General features: G+C 35.5%; 14 protein-coding genes and 1 riboswitch. Of the genes, 13 read left to right on the top strand and 1 reads right to left on the bottom strand.

Annotation, left to right across the window (positions count from 1 at the left end; all coding sequences use genetic code 11):
• Window positions 1–149 precede the first annotated feature (149 nt).
• The 4 genes from ABID42_RS04620 to ABID42_RS04605 all read left to right on the top strand — a co-directional run bounded on the left by ABID42_RS04620 (window position 150) and on the right by ABID42_RS04605 (window position 7,549).
• Window positions 150–3,320 (top strand): SusC/RagA family TonB-linked outer membrane protein, encoded by a 3,171-nt coding sequence (locus ABID42_RS04620; protein ID WP_367282655.1) that lies wholly within the window; start codon window positions 150–152, stop codon window positions 3,318–3,320.
• A gap of 104 nt (window positions 3,321–3,424) precedes the next feature.
• Window positions 3,425–4,927 carry a SusD/RagB family nutrient-binding outer membrane lipoprotein gene (locus ABID42_RS04615; protein ID WP_367282654.1) on the top strand — a complete coding sequence of 501 codons (1,503 nt, stop codon included), beginning with the start codon at window positions 3,425–3,427 and terminating at the stop codon, window positions 4,925–4,927.
• A 187-nt stretch (window positions 4,928–5,114) separates the two neighbouring features.
• A complete protein-coding gene (gene gnd / locus ABID42_RS04610; RefSeq protein WP_323257848.1) occupies window positions 5,115–6,011 on the top strand; it encodes a phosphogluconate dehydrogenase (NAD(+)-dependent, decarboxylating) in 897 nt (298 codons plus the stop codon).
• A 119-nt stretch (window positions 6,012–6,130) separates the two neighbouring features.
• Window positions 6,131–7,549, top strand: coding sequence for a gluconokinase (locus tag ABID42_RS04605; protein ID WP_367282653.1), 1,419 nt, complete (start codon window positions 6,131–6,133; stop codon window positions 7,547–7,549).
• A 180-nt stretch (window positions 7,550–7,729) separates the two neighbouring features.
• On the opposite strand, the gene ABID42_RS04600 is transcribed toward ABID42_RS04605, so the two are convergent.
• Entirely contained in the window at window positions 7,730–9,391 is a 1,662-nt protein-coding gene (locus ABID42_RS04600) for an alpha-L-fucosidase (RefSeq protein ID WP_367282652.1), read from the bottom strand.
• 312 nt (window positions 9,392–9,703) lie between these two features.
• Between ABID42_RS04600 and ABID42_RS04595 the strand changes: the two genes are divergently transcribed.
• The 9 genes from ABID42_RS04595 to ABID42_RS04555 all read left to right on the top strand — a co-directional run bounded on the left by ABID42_RS04595 (window position 9,704) and on the right by ABID42_RS04555 (window position 19,120).
• Window positions 9,704–10,249: an RBBP9/YdeN family alpha/beta hydrolase gene (locus ABID42_RS04595; protein WP_367282651.1), complete on the top strand. Its 546-nt coding sequence runs from the start codon at window positions 9,704–9,706 to the stop codon at window positions 10,247–10,249.
• Window positions 10,250–10,267: 18 nt separating this feature from the next.
• Window positions 10,268–10,831, top strand: a complete 564-nt coding sequence (locus ABID42_RS04590; RefSeq protein WP_367282650.1) for a redoxin domain-containing protein — start codon at window positions 10,268–10,270, stop codon at window positions 10,829–10,831.
• 124 nt (window positions 10,832–10,955) lie between these two features.
• A complete protein-coding gene (locus ABID42_RS04585; protein WP_367282649.1) occupies window positions 10,956–11,603 on the top strand; it encodes a redoxin domain-containing protein in 648 nt (215 codons plus the stop codon).
• A 35-nt stretch (window positions 11,604–11,638) separates the two neighbouring features.
• The gene (locus tag ABID42_RS04580) at window positions 11,639–12,562 is read left to right on the top strand and encodes a family 2A encapsulin nanocompartment shell protein (protein WP_367282648.1); all 924 of its coding nucleotides are present in this window, start codon (window positions 11,639–11,641) and stop codon (window positions 12,560–12,562) included.
• Window positions 12,546–14,396 carry a family 2A encapsulin nanocompartment cargo protein cysteine desulfurase gene (locus tag ABID42_RS04575; RefSeq protein ID WP_367282647.1) on the top strand — a complete coding sequence of 617 codons (1,851 nt, stop codon included), beginning with the start codon at window positions 12,546–12,548 and terminating at the stop codon, window positions 14,394–14,396. The genes ABID42_RS04580 and ABID42_RS04575 overlap by 17 nt, the downstream gene beginning before the upstream one ends.
• A gap of 119 nt (window positions 14,397–14,515) precedes the next feature.
• Window positions 14,516–15,364, top strand: coding sequence for a serine O-acetyltransferase (locus tag ABID42_RS04570; RefSeq protein WP_367282646.1), 849 nt, complete (start codon window positions 14,516–14,518; stop codon window positions 15,362–15,364).
• A 70-nt stretch (window positions 15,365–15,434) separates the two neighbouring features.
• Window positions 15,435–16,652 (top strand): sterol desaturase family protein, encoded by a 1,218-nt coding sequence (locus ABID42_RS04565; protein ID WP_367282645.1) that lies wholly within the window; start codon window positions 15,435–15,437, stop codon window positions 16,650–16,652.
• 36 nt (window positions 16,653–16,688) lie between these two features.
• Window positions 16,689–17,633, top strand: a complete 945-nt coding sequence (locus tag ABID42_RS04560) for a sulfite exporter TauE/SafE family protein (protein WP_367282644.1) — start codon at window positions 16,689–16,691, stop codon at window positions 17,631–17,633.
• Window positions 17,634–17,647: 14 nt separating this feature from the next.
• Entirely contained in the window at window positions 17,648–19,120 is a 1,473-nt protein-coding gene (locus ABID42_RS04555) for a tetratricopeptide repeat protein (protein WP_367282643.1), read from the top strand.
• An 87-nt stretch (window positions 19,121–19,207) separates the two neighbouring features.
• Window positions 19,208–19,303, top strand: a riboswitch (SAM riboswitch).
• Window positions 19,304–19,313 lie beyond the last annotated feature (10 nt).

Genomic DNA, 19,313 nt, shown 5'->3' with positions numbered 1-19,313 from the left:
AATTTATAAAAATATTACAAAAATCACCGCTGTAAAAAAATGAAAGTTTTTCTTGAAATAAGGATGAAATTTTGCATCATCTCAAACAGAGGACAATCAAAAACACAATTATATTTAACTCAAACCCTCATCCAAAAACGTACTTAACTATGAAAAAACTTAGACGAATCTGTCTTTTTGAACCTCAAAGCTTTACAAAAGCCATTTTGTATTTGACTTTGATGTTTTGTTCTCTTACTTCAATTGCACAGGATCTAGTGGTGAAGGGAACTGTTACCGACAAAAGTAACGGCGCCGTTCCGGGTGTTTCTGTACAAATTAAAGGGAGTAATCAAGGAACTACAACTGATGTTTTAGGAAATTACAAAGTTTCAATTCCTAGCAACGCTACTTTAATTTTTACTTCTATCGGTTATGTAACGCAAGAAATTGCAGTTGGTGGTAAAACAATTATTAATGTATCCTTGGTAGAAGAAACTAAAAATCTTGAAGAAGTTGTGGTTACGGCTTTAGGGATTAAGAAAGAAGCCAAAAAATTAGGTTACGCCACTGCTAGTGTCAATGCTGAACAAATTACAACCAACCGCCAAGTAAACTTTATGAATGGTTTACAAGGCAAAATGGCGGGTGTAAATATTACTTCTTTAGGAACTGGCCCGGCAGGAACAAGTAAAATTCGTATTCGTGGACAATCTTCTTTCAACGGACAAAACAATCCATTGATTGTAGTGAACGGTGTGCCGATGGATAATACCAATTTTGGCGCAAACCCAAATGGAAATAGTGATGGGTCATTAGCAAACAGAAGCTTTAACACTTCTGATGGTGGGGATGGTTTGACAAGTATCAACCCTGACGACATCGAAACGATGACGGTTTTAAAAGGAGCAACTGCGGCAGCTTTATATGGTTCTCGTGCAAAAGACGGTGTTGTGATGATTACCACTAAAACTAAAGGAACAGGCAAAGGAATTGGTATTGAGTACAACAGCAATTATACAGTCGATACACCATTAGATTTCACGGACTTTCAGTACGAGTATGGTCAGGGAGAAAATGGTGTTCGACCAACGACTCCTAATCCACAAACAGGCGTTTGGAGTTTTGGTGAAAAATTTCAGCCGGGTATGAAACAGATTTTGTTTGATGGCATAGAAGTACCTTACGAACCTGTTTACAATAGAATTAACAAGTTTTATCGCACAGGAACGTCATGGACAAATACGGTTTCACTTTCGTCTGGTTCAGAAAAAGGAGGTTTTAATTTGTCACTTTCTAATTTAAAAAATACAAGTATTGTCCCTAATTCAGATTATAATAAAAAGACAATAAATCTAGGCTTTAACTATAATTTAACCTCTAAGCTTATTTTAATGGGTAACGTAAATTATTCGAATGAATACAACCGTAACCCACCACAAATCGGACAACAAGATTTAAGTACCCCAACGGTACTTTACACGATGTCGAACTCAATGCCTTTTGATTTATTAGAATCAAAACGCTTGGATGCCAATGGTGATGAATACGTATGGTCACGTTTCAGAAATCGTACAAATCCTTATTACTCTGTTTATGAGCGTTTTGAGAACATTCGTCGTGATAGAATTTTAGGCAATATTACTTTACGTTATAATCTTACGGATTGGCTGTATTTCCAAGGAAGAATCGGACAAGATTATTACTCTCGTGACCAAGATTATAACTTCCCAACGGGTGAAGCTTCATTAGGCGTAGCGCCTGCGGGTTTTGTGAATGGTCAATACACACAAGAAACTCGTCGTTTCCGTGAAACCAATGCCGATTTCTTGATTGGCGCTAAAAAGACTGTCGGAGATTTCAGTTTCGATTTAACATTGGGTGGAAACCAAATGTATCGTCGTAGTGATTATAACAGTGTTTACGTTCAAAACTTTGTAGTCCGTGGGCTTTATACCGTAATGAACGGACAATTGAAAGACCCATTATATGGCTTGAGCGAGCGTCAAGTAAATTCATTATACGGAGCAGCAGAAGTTTCCTATAAAAACTTTTTATTCGTAAACGTAACAAGTCGTAACGACTGGTTCTCTACTTTGGCTGCTGGTTCTCGTGCAGTTCAATACCCATCAGTAACAGGAAGTTTTGTATTTACTCAAGCTTTCGAGAATACGCCTGAATGGCTTTCTTTCGGTAAATTAAGAGCTGCTTATGCGGAAGTAGGAAGTGATACCGACGTTCAACCTTATGCAAACAACTTATTTTATACTGTTGGAAGTAACCTTTTACAAAATCAACCAATTGGTTCAATCAACACCACTACTGTTCCGAATACAGCCCTTCGCCCGATGCGTGTGAAAGAAACTGAATTTGGATTAGAATTGAAATTGTTCAAGAATAAAGTAGGGTTAGACGTTTCATATTACAAGAAAATTACTTCAGATCAAATTCTTTCAGCACAAGTATCTGACGCCTCTGGTTACCAAACCACTTTGTTGAACAGCGGAAAAAGTCAGAATGAAGGGATTGAAGCCATGCTTACTTTCTCGCCAGTAAAAAGCAACAAATTCTCTTGGGACGTAAATATTAATGGTTCATACAATACTTCTCAAGTATTAGAATTGGCTGGAAACCAAAGTAATATCACTGTTGGAACGGGTATTTATACGGGTGTTTTGCGTCAAGTTGTTGGTTTGCCACTTGGTCAATTATATGGTTTTGCTTACAAGCGTGATGCACAAGGACGTAAAATTTTCAATGACCAAAGCGGTCGCCCAGAAAGAACAAACGATTTAGTGAATTTTGGAAGTGCTTTACCAAAATGGGTTGGTGGTATTACCAATAATTTCCGTTATAAAGACATCCTTTTATCGTTCTTAATTGATTTCAAATTAGGTGGAAAAATGATTTCTGGAACAAATTACAATGCTTGGCGTGAAGGTTTGCACAAAGGTACTTTGGTGGGTCGTGAACAAAACTATGTAATTGGCGATGGCGTAAATAGTAAAGGAGAACCTAATGCAGTAAAAACGCCTTTGCAATCATTCTATGAAACCATTCGTGCCAACAATATTGCAGAAGAGTTTGTATATGATTCAGGTTTCTGGAAATTACGTCAGATTACCATTGGCTATGATTTCACAAAGAAATTACCTAAAAATTGGTTTATCAAAGGAATTAGATTAAATGCAGTAGCCAACAATGTATTGATGATTAAGAAATGGGTTCCAAACCTCGATCCAGAACAATTTGGCTTCTCGTCGGATAACCTTGTCGGTTTAGAATCAACAGGTTTACCAACTAGCAGAAGTATTGGCTTTAATTTGAATGTGAAATTCTAATTTGGCTTTAAGCGGTAGGTGATAAGCTTTAGGCTTTTGAAATACTATCATTTATACTTCTATCAGATTAAATTCATAAGTACTCAATTGTTAATATTAAGAAAATGAAAAAAATAACTTTATATATCAGCATACTTATTGCTTCTAGCTTTTTAAGCAGTTGCGATAAAGGCTTCGACGAGTTAAATACCAATAAAGTAAATCCAACGGCACTTAATCCCGTTTATGAATTAAATAATGCTACTTTACGCTCTTCTTTCACTTGGCAATCTGTCATTTACGAAGCTGCTATTGTTCAACAAATCGTTTCGCCATATTTGGGTGTAAATGCAGGAGGGAATGTTAATCAAAATAATACATCGGTTACGGGTGTAAACTGGCAAAGATATTACAGAGAAGTAAATAAACATTTGGTAGATGTTATTGCTAAAACCAAAGGTGATGCTTCTCGAAGTAATTTATACAACATGGCTCGTATCTGGAAAGCTTATACTTTTATGATTTTGACAGATAGCTATGGCGATGTTCCTTATACTGAAGCAGGTTTAGGTTATTTACAAGGAACAATGTTCCCGAAATATGATGCTCAGCAAGCGATTTATACGGATATTTTAAAAGAATTAGACGAAGCTTCAGCCGCATTAGATGTCAACAAAACCAAAGAAGTAAGTGATATTATTTATGCAGGTGATGTTACGAAATGGAAGCGTTTGGGTTATTCTTTATTATTGCGTGCAGCGATGCGTTTAACCAAAGTAGATGCAAATACAGCACAGAATTATGTGAAAAAGGCTTTTGCGGGCGGTGTGATGCAGGCGAATGCTGATAATTGTATTTTGCGTCATTCGGCAGCTTATACAAATGAAATTGGTAGTCAGTTGAATGGAAGCGAAAGAGCCAATTTTTATTTGCATGGAGCTTTTGTTAATTTCTTAAAAAGTACCAATGACCCACGTTTAGGTATAATCGCTTTGAAATATAATACTAAACTACAGGATGCAACCAATTTTACAAAAGACCCAGCAGCCCAAATTGGAATTCCTGCCGGTTACGACCAAAGTAGTATTGCTAAAGCGCCTAATTATCCGGGAGCAATAGAAATGTATTCGCAAGTAGATAGAACTAAAATTGGAAAATTTGATGCTCCTTGTTTCTTCGTTACTTTCGGACAAACCCAACTTTTGTTAGCTGAGGCCGCTCAAAGAGGTTGGATTAGCGGAAATACAGCTGATTATTACAAAGCAGGCGTAAAAGGACATATTCAACAATTTACTGAATATGATGCTAATTCAAATGTGTCGGATGCTAATATTGAAGCTTATTTTACGGCAAATCCATTTAATGCAACAAAGGCTTTAGAACAAATCAATACGCAATATTGGGTAGCTTCATTTATGAATAATCCTGAAGCATTTGCCAATTTTCGTAGAAGTGGTTTCCCTGCACTGGCGGCGAATCCTTATCCTGGAAAAGAAATTAAAGGGAATTTTATCAATCGTTTGTCGTATCCTGTAGATGAAATTTCGGTGAATAAAGCCAATTTAGATGCAGCAGTGGCTCGACAAGGAGCGGATGACTTAGATACTAAAGTTTGGTGGGATAAATAGTTTCATCAGCGTATCAAACTATTATCCAATATCATAACAGTATAGACTCCATGTTTTCATGGAGTCTTTATTTTATCTTTGAAAGATTCAAGAGAGAATAATTCATCAAATTGTCTTAATTTCTCTATTTTAGCTTTTTAAAATACCATTTTAATAATATTTATCCAACACAGTAAACTTTAACATTATGCAAATCGGAATTATAGGCTTAGGCAAAATGGGTTTCAACCTAGCACTTAACTTACAACGAAATGGCTATGAAGTAATTGCCAATGATGTCAATGCTGAATTCGTTCAAAAAATTGCCGAGGAAGGAATTGAACCTGCTAATACAATTGATGCTTTAACCCAAAAATTAACAGGAAGAAAAGTAATTTGGTTGATGGTACCAGCGGGAGAAATTGTTGACCAAGTAATTGAAAAACTCTTACCTTTTTTGAATCCTTCAGACATCGTTATTGATGGTGGAAATTCAAACTATAAAGAATCAAAAAAACGCTACACTTATCTAAAAAGTAAAGGGATAGATTTCTTAGATTGCGGTACTTCGGGTGGTACTTCGGGTGCTTTAAATGGCGCTTGTACGATGATTGGTGGCGAAGATGAAGTATTTGCTTATGTAGAAAAAGTATTCAAAGATATTTCGGTAGAAAATGGATATTTACATACTGGTGCGGCTGGAAGCGGGCATTTTACGAAAATGGTTCATAACGGAATTGAGTACGGAATGATGCAAGCCATCGCCGAAGGTTTTGAAGTATTTGAACATTCTGAATTTGATATTGATTTCCAAAAAACGGCAAAAATGTTTAACCATGGTTCAGTTGTGCGTGGTTGGCTGATGGAATTAACAGAAAAAGCTTTCTCTAAAGATGCTAAACTAGACGGTATCAAAGGCATTATGCACTCTTCAGGAGAAGGAAAATGGACTTTGGAAACGGCTTTAGATTTAGGAGTACCAACGCCTGTGATTGCCCTTTCGGTAATGATGCGTTATCGTTCGCAAATGGAAGATACTTTTTCTGGAAAAGTAGTAGCTGCCTTGAGAAATGAATTTGGCGGTCATGCTGTCGAAAAGAAATAAATCGCCGAGCGTCTGGATTAAATACATTCGGGCGCTTATTGATTTGATTATTCTCAAAATGTTAATTTCAACACAGCAATATCGATGAAATTCTTTCGGAATTCACCGATTGAAAGATAATGAACCATTTTTATATAGGAATTGATATCGGAACAACTGCCACCAAAGCAATTGTTTTTACTAACGAAGGGAAAATGATACAGCAATATTCTAAAGAATATGAAATGTATCATCCTGAACCTGATTGGAGTATCCAGAAACCTGCTGAAATTTTAGAGGCTGTTTTGGAATGTATTGAAAAAATCACCCAAAATACGAGTCCCTTTTTTATCAGTTTTAGTTCTGCAATGCAAAGCCTTATTGCAGTTGATGAACAAGGAAATCCACTAACTGATGTAATACTTTGGGCAGATAACCGTGCAAGTGCAGAAGCTACTAAACTAAAAGAAAGTACCACAGGCAAAGAATTTTATCAAAAAACAGGAATTCCAGTTCATACATTTTGTCCGATGACCAAAATACTTTGGCTACGAGAAAATGAACCTGAGGTTTTTGAAAAAACCTATAAATTCATCAGTATCAAAGAATACGTTTGGCATCATTTAACAGGTGAATATGTGGTAGATTCTTCAATGGCTTCGGGAACTGGGTTGATGGATATTGAAACGCTTACTTGGAACAAAGATATTTTAGCACATTTAGCTATTGACGAAAATAAACTTTCTAAAATTGTAAGCCCAAAGCATCAAGCTAAAACAGTGGCTGGAAATCGTACTTTAGTGATTGGTGGTGGCGATGGAGCTTTAGCAAATTTGGGAACTGGTGCGATGCAAAAGGGCAGAATGTCTTTAACGATTGGTACAAGTGGCGCAGTAAGACTACCAATTGATAAGCCATTTATTGATGATAAAATGCGAACGCAATGTTATCATCTAATTGATAATCAGTACCTAGTATTAGGCGCAGTGAACAATGGAGCAGTAATTCTGCAATGGTTGAAAGAAGCGATTTTAGAGACAGAAGAATCATTCGAATCTTTATTTGAACAAGCTGGAAGTATTGAGGCGGGTTCAGGAGGTTTAATTTTTGTGCCATATTTATTAGGAGAAAGAGCGCCTATTTGGGATGCTTCCGCACAAGGAACGTTATTGGGCATTACGATAAATCATACTAAAGCACATTTTATTCGAGCTACGCTTGAAGGCATTTTGTTTGGCTTATTAAGTATTACAGAAATTCTTTTGCCTGATAAAAACGAGAGAAAGAATATTACCATTATGGCAAGTGGGGGCTTTGCGAAAAGTGATGTTTGGTTGCAAATTGCGGCAGATATTTTTCAGATGAAAGTCGTCGTGGCTCAGACGATCGAAGGTTCATGTTGGGGAGCAGTAATGATTGGTTTGGATGCTTTTGGGATTAATACGAATTGTCTTGATATTGAAGAAAAAATTTTTATACCAAATCCAAAACATGAAGCAGTGTATCAAGAAAACTACCGTAAGTTTTCAAAAGTTTATGAAGCCTTGAAAGATTTGTAAATGAATTTGATAAATCCAGGATAATTTGCATGAATTTCGTGCAAATTATCCGAATTTATGCTTTTTATGAAGCATTTGGAATAAATAAATTTAGCATATAAACCTATAAGGATTTGGTGTTCAAATTCTTATTATTAGATAATTATATGAATCCTTATAGGTTTACCTAAATGCTTCCACCTAAGCAGGCAAAACTTTCAAAGCAAAAGCAAATTCTTCTCTGACATTTTCTGGTAAATCAACCAACAAACCTTCTGAAGTTCTGGTGAAATTTAAGGTGCTTCCTTTTCCTACCAAAATTACTTTAGCAATTTCTTTCGGATAAAGAGCATTACCTGAAGCCAAACTTTTTATCAATAACTTATTTTCAGTTGGTTTTCCAAGCGGAATAGCATACAATACATCTCCTTTGGTAGTAAAGCGAATATCATTTACTGTAAATGGCAATCCTTTCCCTTCATTAAATCCTTGAGCAGAAAGTGGAGCAGCCTTTTCCATCGCTGGACCTTCGCCAAATACTTTCCAAGGTCTTGTCGCAAAAATACACTCACTGTTAATTGCCATCCAGTCTGCAATGCTTTCTACTACTTTTTGTTCTTCCGAATCAATAGAACCATCACCTCTTAGCGGCACGCTTAACATCAAATTCCCATTTTTACTCACTACATCAATTAAAGTATGAATCACCGTTTTGGCACTTTTATATCGCTTTTGCTCATAAATGCGTCGGTCATAATGCCAACTACCGATACAAGTATCCGTTTGCCAAGGGAGTGGTTCTATGTTGTTACTTTGCCCTCTTTCAATATCCCAAACCATCGTTTTACGTTGCTCTTCATCTAAAATTTTACCATTGATGACAGCTTCCAATTTTCCATGTTTTTTGATACTTCTATTGTAATAATGCGCAGCAAAACGTAAGCCTACATTACTTGCAGGCCATAAAGGCAAAGCGGTATCATCAAAATACACCAAATCTGGGTCGTATTTATTCACTAAATCGACTGTGCGGTTATAGAAAGTATTGCAGTATTTTTCACTTGGAGGTGTTACGCCATTGCCCCAATTCCATTGTTTATGAATTCCATTGATGTTTTCACTTCCTTCACTCAAAGCATGGTTTTGGGCATATAAATCTTGCGGGTCATAGCCTTCCCAGAAGGTTCCTTTACCATCTTTTTTAGTTATTTTTCCATCGTAAGGAACGCCTGCCAAAGCGCCTGTTTTATCCGAATGTTGACTTCCTTCTACCCAAGACCAAGCGTGTGCCGCATGAACGCTAACCCCAAAACGTAGTCCTTGTTTTTTGGTAGCTTTTGCCCAAGCACCTATTAAATCTTTTTTAGGACCAAGATTTACAGAATTCCAAGGCTGATATTTACTATTATAATTATCAAAATTGTCATGATGATTCGCCAAAGCCATGAAATACTTTGCACCAGCACGTTTGTATAATTCCAACAATTGGTCTGGATTGAATTTATCCGCTTTCCATTCGTTAATGACGTCCTTGAAACCAAATTTAGAGGGATGTCCATACTTTTCTACATGGAATTTATAGGTTCTACTTCCTTCATAATACATTTCTCTGGCATACCAGTCACCAAATTCAGGTTGACATTGTGGTCCCCAATGTGCCCAAATGCCAAATTTTGCATCTCTGAACCAATCAGGGGTTTGATATTGCTTCAAAGACTCCCAATCTGGATTAAAAGGACCTTTTGCCATTGGCTCAAGCCCATCACCTGCTAAACCATTTAAATTATTCTGCGCAATTGCTTGGGTAAGATGCAAGGCAGGAACAGTCGCCAACATTGTTTTGATTAAATCTCTTCTTTTCATAAAAATAAACTTGGAGGAATTTTATTTAAATCTTTTGTAATAAATTGTGTAAGTAAAACACGATTTGTTCATTTTATACTCTTTGCCTTGTTGAAAAAATAATAAACACTCTATGAAAATTTACAGAATGGTTATTTTAATAAAACCCATAAGATTTTTCTCTAAAAGAGAAAAGACTGTTTTTGAGGATAAATTTTAAATAAAATTTGCAAATACAAGCTTGATTAATAATCTTTGTCTATCGGTTTTATAGTCTATTTGGTTTGAGTTTAATTCTGACAGACGTATATTTACTAACGTTTTTAAAAAATCATGATAACACATTTTTTAACAGTTCCAGGTTTAGGAAGTTCAGGACCCAAGCATTGGCAAACAATTTGGGAACAGGAAAATCCTGAAATATTTAATAGAGTAGAGCAAGAAGATTGGGATGCACCAGAAGTTGAAAAATGGGTTGAAACATTGAACGAATCTATTCATCAATTAAGTACGCCAACTTTATTGATAGCTCATAGTTTAGGTTGTTTGGCGGTGGTTCATTGGGCAAAAAAAAATACTTCCACTAACATTGCGGGTATTATATTGGTTGCTCCAGCTGATGCTGAAAGTGCAGGTTTCCCAAAAGAAATTTTAGGTTTTTCGCCCATTCCGACTGGATTACTTCCTTATCAAACGGTGCTGATTGCAAGTACAAATGATGAGTACGCCACCATTGAAAGGGCAAAACATTGGGCAGAAAGTTGGGGAAGCCAATTTGTAAATATTGGAGCTTTAGGGCATATCAACGCTAATTCGAACCTTGCTGATTGGAAAGTAGGCAAAGGAATTATCAATTCGATTTTTAGTACCTCATTATAAATTTATATATTCATCAACATGCAAAATAGTATAGAACAAAATCGTCCGAAAGCACTTCAGGCAAGTAATTTTGTACCCAATTTTAAGCTGATTAAGGCTAATGGACGTTGGACTACCCTTCCTAAAAATATTGAACATCTTCCTAATTTTGCTTTAAGTGAATTGATGCTTTTTCGACCTTTAGTATTAAGTTTCTTTTCACCATCATGGAATAATTATGCTGAAATTCACTTAGAATTAATGCAAAAAGCACATAAACGTTTGAAAAATATTGGAGCAGATATTTTAGTTTTGACAGATGTCGCTCCTGATGATTTAGACACTTTGGTCAGTAAATATAAATTGACTTTTAATATTTGCCATGATCAAGAAAATGCTATTGCAGAAAAATTAGGCGTTTTTTCCAAAGATTATCCCATTTGGCATCGAATTACAGGAATCTCTAATGAAGTACCATTGCCAGCTACTTTTATCATCGTCGGTAATCTTCTTATTATTTACAGCTTTGTAGATGATGATTTTGAAAGCATTTTCTCTATTAAAGAGATGGAAGCCTTTATTAAACTTTATCGTAATAAGTAGATTTACAGGAATTTATAAATTTTTAATCAAATAATCTATTAAGTCTATAGGATATAAGATTTTTTGTTGTAATTTTGTTCTATCAAACTAATTAAGGCACATATCAATTAAAAATATTATTACAATGCAAGTTAACGGTCAATCAAACGCAATCATTTGGGATACTACTTTTCCCGTAAATATATTCAAAGGCAACACAGCCAAATTATCACCTTTAAAAATAGGTTCACGTTTACCTTTATTGTCTATCTCTAAAGCGAGTGGTGTATGGCAAAATCTTTCAGAACAAGCCAATACACAAAAATTAGTATTCCAACAAATTCAACAAAATAAGCCATTGACGATTAGCTTTTTATCAGGTGGTTGGAATGAGTATGGCTTAAAGCATTTGAATATTTTAAAGGCTTCCTATCAAGAAATTTTAGCATTGGGCGGTGACTTATTAGTTGTTGTTCAAGCTTCATTAGAAGAGACCAAAGAGTTAGTGGCTTATTTCGATGTTCCATTTAATGTAGTTGCCGACCCTAATAATCAAATTGCAAAACAATTTGGAGTGTATTCACAAGAATATGCGGTTTGGGACAGAATTGCTGGAATTTCAGAAGATGTGCCAGTGCCTGCTACTTATGTAATTAGTCAGCAAGGAAGAATTGTATATGATGCCATTGATGAGGATTTCAGCAAACCATTTTCACCTTCAGAAATGTTAGGAGCTGTATTTAGTGCTGCTCATAACATTCCTTATTCAATCAAATATCGTGCTGTAGCATAATTGTCTGAGATTATCAATTTTTAATTACCTATAATATGTCAGAATTGAACAAGTACAAGCAAACAGCACTTGGAGACGTGGCTGCAAGACAGTTAGCCATTGCAACCCGTACAGTACCACAATTTGAATCAATTACCCCACGTTGGTTGACGCATTTACTCAATTGGATTCCTGTTGAATCAGGCGTTTATCGATTGAACAAAGTAAAAGAGGGAAGTATTGCTGAAGTTGACTGCTCAGGTCGTGATGAAAGAAATCTTCCTCACACTTTTATTGATTATGTCGAAAACCCACGTGAATACAACCTTAGTGCCGTAAACACGGTTTTGGATGTTCATACTCGTGTTTCAGATTTGTATAGCAAGCCTTACAACCAAATTAGTGAGCAATTACGTTTAACGATTGAAAGTATCAAAGAACGTCAAGAAAGCGAATTAATTAATAACAAAGAGTACGGTTTATTAAGTAGTATCGCTACTAAACAAAAAATCAAAACTCGTGTAGGTCCACCAACACCAGATGATTTAGACGAACTATTGACTAAAGTTTGGAAAGAACCAGGTTTCTTTTTGTTACATCCTTTAGCGATTGCAGCTTTTGGTCGTGAATGTACTCGTCGTGGTGTTCCACCGCCAACAGTTTCATTGTTTGGTTCACAGTTTATTACTTGGAGAGGTATTCCTTTGATTCCTTCGGATAAATTGCCAATCGAAAATGGTAAAACAAAAATCTTATTATTACGTACAGGCGAAAGTCGCCAAGGTGTAGTTGGACTTTACCAGCCGGGTTTACCAGGTGAACAATCTCCTGGTTTGGCAGTAAGATTTATGGGTATCAACGATAAAGCCATTGCTTCATATTTAGTATCGCTTTATTGCTCATTGGCAGTATTAGTAGATGATGCCATTGCTGTATTGGAAGACGTAGAAATAGGAAATTACCATGAATATAAATACTAATCAACAGGAAAGTTTATTGCAAGGAATACCTTCGATAGAAGATTTACAGCAATTGGCAAATGATATTTTCAAGGCACTCCCAAATGAATTTCCGAAAGAAATTTCATTGAATCCGCAAGACCATCCGAAGGCAAATCACTTTGCTGAAAGATTGTACGAAACAATACAATCAGTTCCTTTTGCAAGTACTGGTTTAGGTGTTTCACCTGCTGGATTTCAACATGGTAGCGTTTTTCAGCCGTTGACTAATCAGGCTGGTGTGCAACCTCAAACAAGTTTGCCAGATCCACATTTTGCTAATGCTGGTAATCAGCCTTCTGTTTCGGGATTTGGTGCTTCGCCTACAGCTTTGCCCAATATTGGAACGATAGATGCAAAATCGCCTTTGGCTACTACTTTTCCTTTTGAATTAGATTTAAGTAATATTTTACCTTCAATTAATGATTTCAATGCGGTTCCATCTGTTCCGACATCGGCTCCGATTGGTGTAAATGAGGCTTCTTATTATTTTCTATCAGGACAAAATCCTTATAGAGTGAATGAAAAAGTACCTCAATTTCCAGACAAAGTAACAAATCATAATTTGACGGGATTTACCAGTACAGCATTTGATGTAAACCTGATTAAAAAGGATTTTCCTATTTTACAAGAAAGAGTAAATGGTCGTCCTTTGGTTTGGTTAGACAATGCTGCAACGACGCAAAAACCGAAGCAAGTAATTGATAGAATTTCTTACTTCTACGAGCATGAAAACTCAAACATTCACCGTGCAGCGCATGAATTGGCAGCTCGTGCTACCGATGCTTATGAAGCCGCTCGTGAAAAAGTAAGAGCTTTTTTGAATGCACGTTCTACCAATGAAATCGTTTTTGTGCGTGGTGCAACAGAAGCTATCAATTTAGTAGCTAAAAGTTGGGGCGAACAAAACCTAAAAGCTGGTGACGAAATCATTGTCAGTAATCTTGAACATCACGCTAATATTGTGCCTTGGAAACAATTGGCAGACAAAAAAGGCTTGAAAATTAGAGTAATTCCTGTAGATGACGACGGACAAATTTTATTGGACGAGTACGCTAAATTATTGAATGAAAAAACTCGTTTAGTATCATTTACTCAAGTATCCAACGCTTTAGGAACGGTTACGCCTGCAAAACAAATTGTAGCTTTGGCTCATGCAGCAGGAGCGAAGGTTTTGGTTGATGGTGCTCAGTCTGTTTCACATCTGCGTTCGGATGTGATTAGCTTAGATTGCGACTGGTTCGTATTTTCTGGTCATAAAGTATTTGGTCCAACAGGGATTGGAGTACTTTATGGAAAAGAAGATTTACTGAACGAAACTCAGCCTTGGCAAGGTGGCGGAAATATGATTGTTGATGTTACTTTCGAGAAAATTCAATATCATGATGCACCTTCTCGCTTTGAAGCAGGTACTGGAAATATCGCTGATGCCGTAGGTTTAGGTGCTGCCATTGACTATGTAAATAAAATCGGAATAGATGTTATTCATCAATACGAGCATTATTTATTGGTGTATGCAACCAAACTATTGAAAGAAATTCCGGGACTTCGTCTGATTGGCACAGCCAAAGAAAAAGCTTCTGTACTTTCATTTATTTTTGATGGATACAGTAATAATGAAGTAGGACAAGTATTGAACAAAGAAGGAATTGCGGTGAGAACTGGACATCACTGTGCACAGCCGATTTTAAGACGTTTTGGCTTAGAATCAACTGTAAGACCATCTTTAGCTTTTTATAATACTACTTCAGACGTTGATTTATTGGTGGAAACACTTTATAAATTACGTGCTGGACATAAACAAGCTGTAAGATAGCTTTTATATATCAATAGGTCGGGACTTAAGTCTCGACCTATTGATATACTTAATGATTTTTGTCTTTTAGACAAATTGAACTTTTCAATGAAACCACCCATATTGAAATTTAAGATTATATGAAAAATCATCATACTCAACCTTTGATTGACTTGCTTCGAAAAACGCATCATGCAGAATGGGAAGCTACTCCTTCAGCCCAAGAGGCTATTGGTTGGTTGAATGATCTTGTACATTTTTTGTTTCCGAGTAACCATTTGCCTAAGCAATCTTCCTATGAAGGAATTTTGAAAAAGAACCAAATTGATTTAGAAAATATATTATTGAGTTATCTTGATGTAAGAGAAATTGATATTGAAGGAGTAGTAGAAGCTTTTTATGTATCGCTCGGAGAGCTTTATCAAGATTTAAGGTTGGACGCTTCAAAAATTTATGAATGCGACCCCGCCGCAACCAGTGTCAATGAAGTAATTGTTTCATATCCTGGTTTTTATGCCATTACAGTATATCGTATTGCAAATAGATTAACGCAATTGAATATTAGTGTTTTGCCAAGAATTATTTCAGAATATGCTCATGGAAAAACAGGTGTTGATATTCATCCAAACGCAACAATTGGCGTACCTTTTATGATTGACCACGGAACAGGTATTGTCATTGGTGCAACCAGTATTATTGGCAATAATGTTTCTATATATCAAGGGGTTACGTTAGGAGCTTTGCAAGTAGCTAAAGAACTTTCGGATACAAAAAGACATCCGACGGTTGAAGACAATGTAGTGATTTATGCCCGTACTACGATTTTAGGAGGTAAAACAGTGATAGGGAAAAATAGTATTATAGGAGGAAGCGTTTTTCTAACCAAAAGTGTTGAACCTAATTCGCAAGTATTTAATACGCATCAGCTTAGAATTACTTCAAAGAATGAAATATTCCAAGAAAAGCCAATTTTATCGGAGGTTCACTAGTGAATCTTTTTCTATGATTTTTTATTCTATGTAATCTATAAATATAGTAGTTAATAAAAATAATACAGCAATGAATTTCAATTATCTAGCTTTAGCAGTTCCTTTCTTCTTGTTTTTGATTGGCTTGGAATTCTGGGTATCAAAAAAGAAAGGAAAACATTTTTATAATTTTAATGATACTGTTTCAAATCTCAGCGTAGGGATTGCAGAAAGATTGTTGGATGGTCTGACTCTCGGATTATTCTATTTTGTGTACGATTATTTGTACAAGCATTTTGCAATTTTTCATATTCAGCCAAGGGTACTTTCTTGGATTGGTTTGTTGTTGATTACAGATTTTCTTTGGTATTGGTATCACCGTTTAGGGCATGAAGTAAATTTATTGTGGAGTGTACACGTTGTACATCATCAAAGTGAAGAGTTTAATTTTACGGTTTCTGCTCGTATTACTTTGTTTCAAGCAGTAGCACGTACTTTCTTTTGGTCACTTTTGCCAATTGTAGGTTTTTCTGCGGAAATGATTACGACGATATTATTAATTCATGGTTTGTATCCATTTTTTATACATACTCGTACCGTTGGGAAATTAGGAATCCTTGAATATATTTTGGTAACACCTTCGCATCACCGAGTGCATCATGCCAATAACGAGCAATATTTAGATAAGAACTACAGCGATGTTTTTATCATTTGGGATAAACTCTTTGGCACTTTCGCCGAAGAAATTGAAGAGCCAACTTATGGTTTAACAAAGCCACTGAACAGTAATAGTTTCTTGTGGCAACATTTCCATTTTATGCTAGAAATGGGCTATGCTTTTAAATATGCTGAGGGCTGGAGGGATAAATTAAAAATGCTTTTCGGCAAGCCAGAACATATAAATCCTACTTACAGAAGAGTATTAGAACAAAAATTTGTGATTCATAAAACCGATAAATTGCACAGTACACGCTTTAGAAATTATGTGGTTTTGCAGATGACGTTGATTTTAATCACACTGTTTGCCTTTTTACTTTTAGAAGGACAATTAGGTTTAGCCACGCAAATTGCCACAACTTTCATCATATTGATTACGCTGGTGAATTGTGGAGCTATTTTAGAACAACGTCGTTGGATATTTTATCTTGAATACATTCGATGTTTTCTGATTTTATGGATTAGCTATATCCACTTTGAAAATACCATTAATCCTTACTTTTTAAGTAGCATTATTTTAACCGTCACGCTGTATTTCAAAACACTGAATCGTCAGTATTTAAGGTTGATTTACGGCCTGCATAATAACTAAACCAGCGTTTTTTACATTATTTTTAATTACATCAAAATGGAAAACAATCAGTTCTTAAATAAAATATATCTTCGTTTAAAACTCAACAATCAGTTTGAACGAGTGTTGATGTGGTTCATTGGCATTACTATCTATTTGTTAGCCTTTAGCATTTTTATTGGTAAAGCTCCTTTGTTAGATGCCGTTTATCAAACCAAAATATGGTTGGGAGAAGATTTCTTTTTATACGTTGGCGTTGGCTTACTTGCTCAATTGGTCGATGGTTCTTTAGGAATGGCTTATGGCATTACTTCAACTTCTTTTCTTTTGGGTATTGGAGTACCACCAGCTTTGAGCAGTACGAGTGTTCACGTTTCTGAAATGTTTACAACAGGGGCGTCTGCTATTTCGCATTACCAATTCAAAAATATCAATAAAAAACTATTCAGAGCTTTGCTTTGGGGCGTAGTTGGTTCTGTGGCTGGCGCTTATTTACTTTCTGAAATTATTGATGGAAATTTCATCAAACCTTATATCTCATTGTACATGTTGATACTTGGTTTTGTGATTTTGAAGAAAGCATTTCAGAAAAATATCGCTAAACGCAAAACCAAAAGAGTAGGAATTTTAGCAATTTTCGGAGGATTTATGGATGCCATCGGTGGCGGTGGTTGGGGACCAATCGTTACTTCATCTTTACTTGGACAGGGGCGTAATCCTCGTTATGCTATTGGTTCAGTGAATGCGGCTGAGTTTTTAATTACGCTTTCGAGTGGATTGACTTTCTTATTTTTTGAAGGCGTTAATTCTTGGCAAATTATTTTAGGTTTAGTAGTTGGTGGAATTATTGCCGCTCCTTTTGGTGCAATTTTAATCAATAAAGTGCCAAGACGACCATTGATGTTTATCGTTGGTTCGGTCGTGATTTTCTTAAGTTTCAGGACTTTGTGGGCTATAATTCCCGATTTGTACTTATTTATTTCGAAAGTGATTATTCATTAGTAAAGGCTAAAATTATGAAAAAATGGAACCTCATCTTAATCGTACTTTTCTGGTTTTCAAATAATTCATTTGCGAATGATTTTGAATTTACGCCCAATCTTCAAAACGCCTATAGCGAATTATGTAAATTAAAAGTACAACATGCCAAACAATTGTTAGCGAAAGAACCTACCAATAATGGTATCAGAATTTGGTTGGAAGATTTTGCAGACATGATTGTACTTTTTGCTAGTGAAGATGAAAAAGAATATGAGCGTTTGGCAGAAAATGAAGATAAGCGATTAGATTTAATTGAAGATTTAGACGAAAATTCGCCTTATAACAAATTCATTCAAGCAGAAATAAAACTTCATTGGGCTTTGGTAAAAATGAAATTAGGACACGAAACCAAAGGAGGTTTTGATGCGATTTCAGCCTATAAATTGTTAGAAGAAAATCGTAAGAAATTTCCCAATTTCACTGCGAATTATAAGAATTTAGGTGTTTTTCATGTTATGATTGGTTCAGTTCCTGAAAATTATCGTTGGGTTACAAAACTCTTGGGATTAAAAGGAAACATTCAACAAGGCTTGAAAGAATTGAATATTGCCATCAATGATAAAATTGTAGGCAAAGAAGCCAAGTTTTATCAATTGTTTATACAGTCGAATGTACTGACTTTGAATGATGATGAACGTCAAGAAATAACACAATTTGTAAACAACAATCCTGATAATTTGGCGATTAGTTTTTTGGCTACTTCTATTTTAATGAGGGATAATAAAAGTGAAATAGCACAGAAAATTTTGCAGACAAGAGCAAGTGGTTCAGGATATTTAGCCATGCCAATTTTCGATTTGTATCAAGCTGAAATTTTATTCAACAAAGGCAATTATCCACAGGCTATTCAGTATTATCAAAATTATTTGAAAAATTTCCGAGGACATAGTTTTTTGAAAGATGTAAATTTTAAATTGTTCTTGGCGAACTGGCTAACGAATAATCCAGATAAAGCTTTAAATCATTTGGCAAAAATTCCGAATGTTGGGAAAAAGCTTTCTGAAACAGATATTATAGCGCAAAATTTTTACGAACAATTTCAGAAAACAAAGATTTATCCGAATAAAAACCTTGTGAAAGCGAACTATGCTTTTGAAGGAGGACATTATGCAGAAGCATTAGAATTTTTAGATAATCTTGATGAGAACTCTTTTACGGCACAATTAGATAAAGCAAATTTCAATTTCAGAAAAGCCAGAATTTTACAAAAATTAAATGCTCAGAATCAAGCAATTCCTTATTTTGAGCGTGCTATGGCACTTTGTGCTGGTCAGAATTGCCATTTTGGAGCGAGTTCTTCTTTACAATTAGGATATATTTATCAGCAAAAAAATGATAAATTAAAAGCAAGAATGTCTTTCGAAAAAGCGATTGCCTATAAAAAACATGAGTATAAAAATTCTATTGACAACAAAGCGCAAGCAGCGTTAACCGAAATGGGAATTTGATATATAATTTGAAAAATTGAAGAAATAAATTCCTAAAATATTTGGATTACTCATTATAAAAATAGAACTTTGTCTATCGAATAAATAGATTTATAAAGAACGAAGGGAGAGATAAGGCTCAACGAACTTCTGGCAACCTGTTACCACCAACAAGGTGCCCCAACCTTATTCTAATGATAAATCAGAAGAAATC

The organism is Arcicella rosea (assembly GCF_040543805.1).
In the GTDB taxonomy this organism is placed as follows: Bacteria; Bacteroidota; Bacteroidia; order Cytophagales; family Spirosomataceae; genus Arcicella; species Arcicella rosea.
The sequence above is the reverse complement of the archived record's forward strand: the minus strand, read 5'-3'. Positions and strand labels throughout refer to the sequence as shown.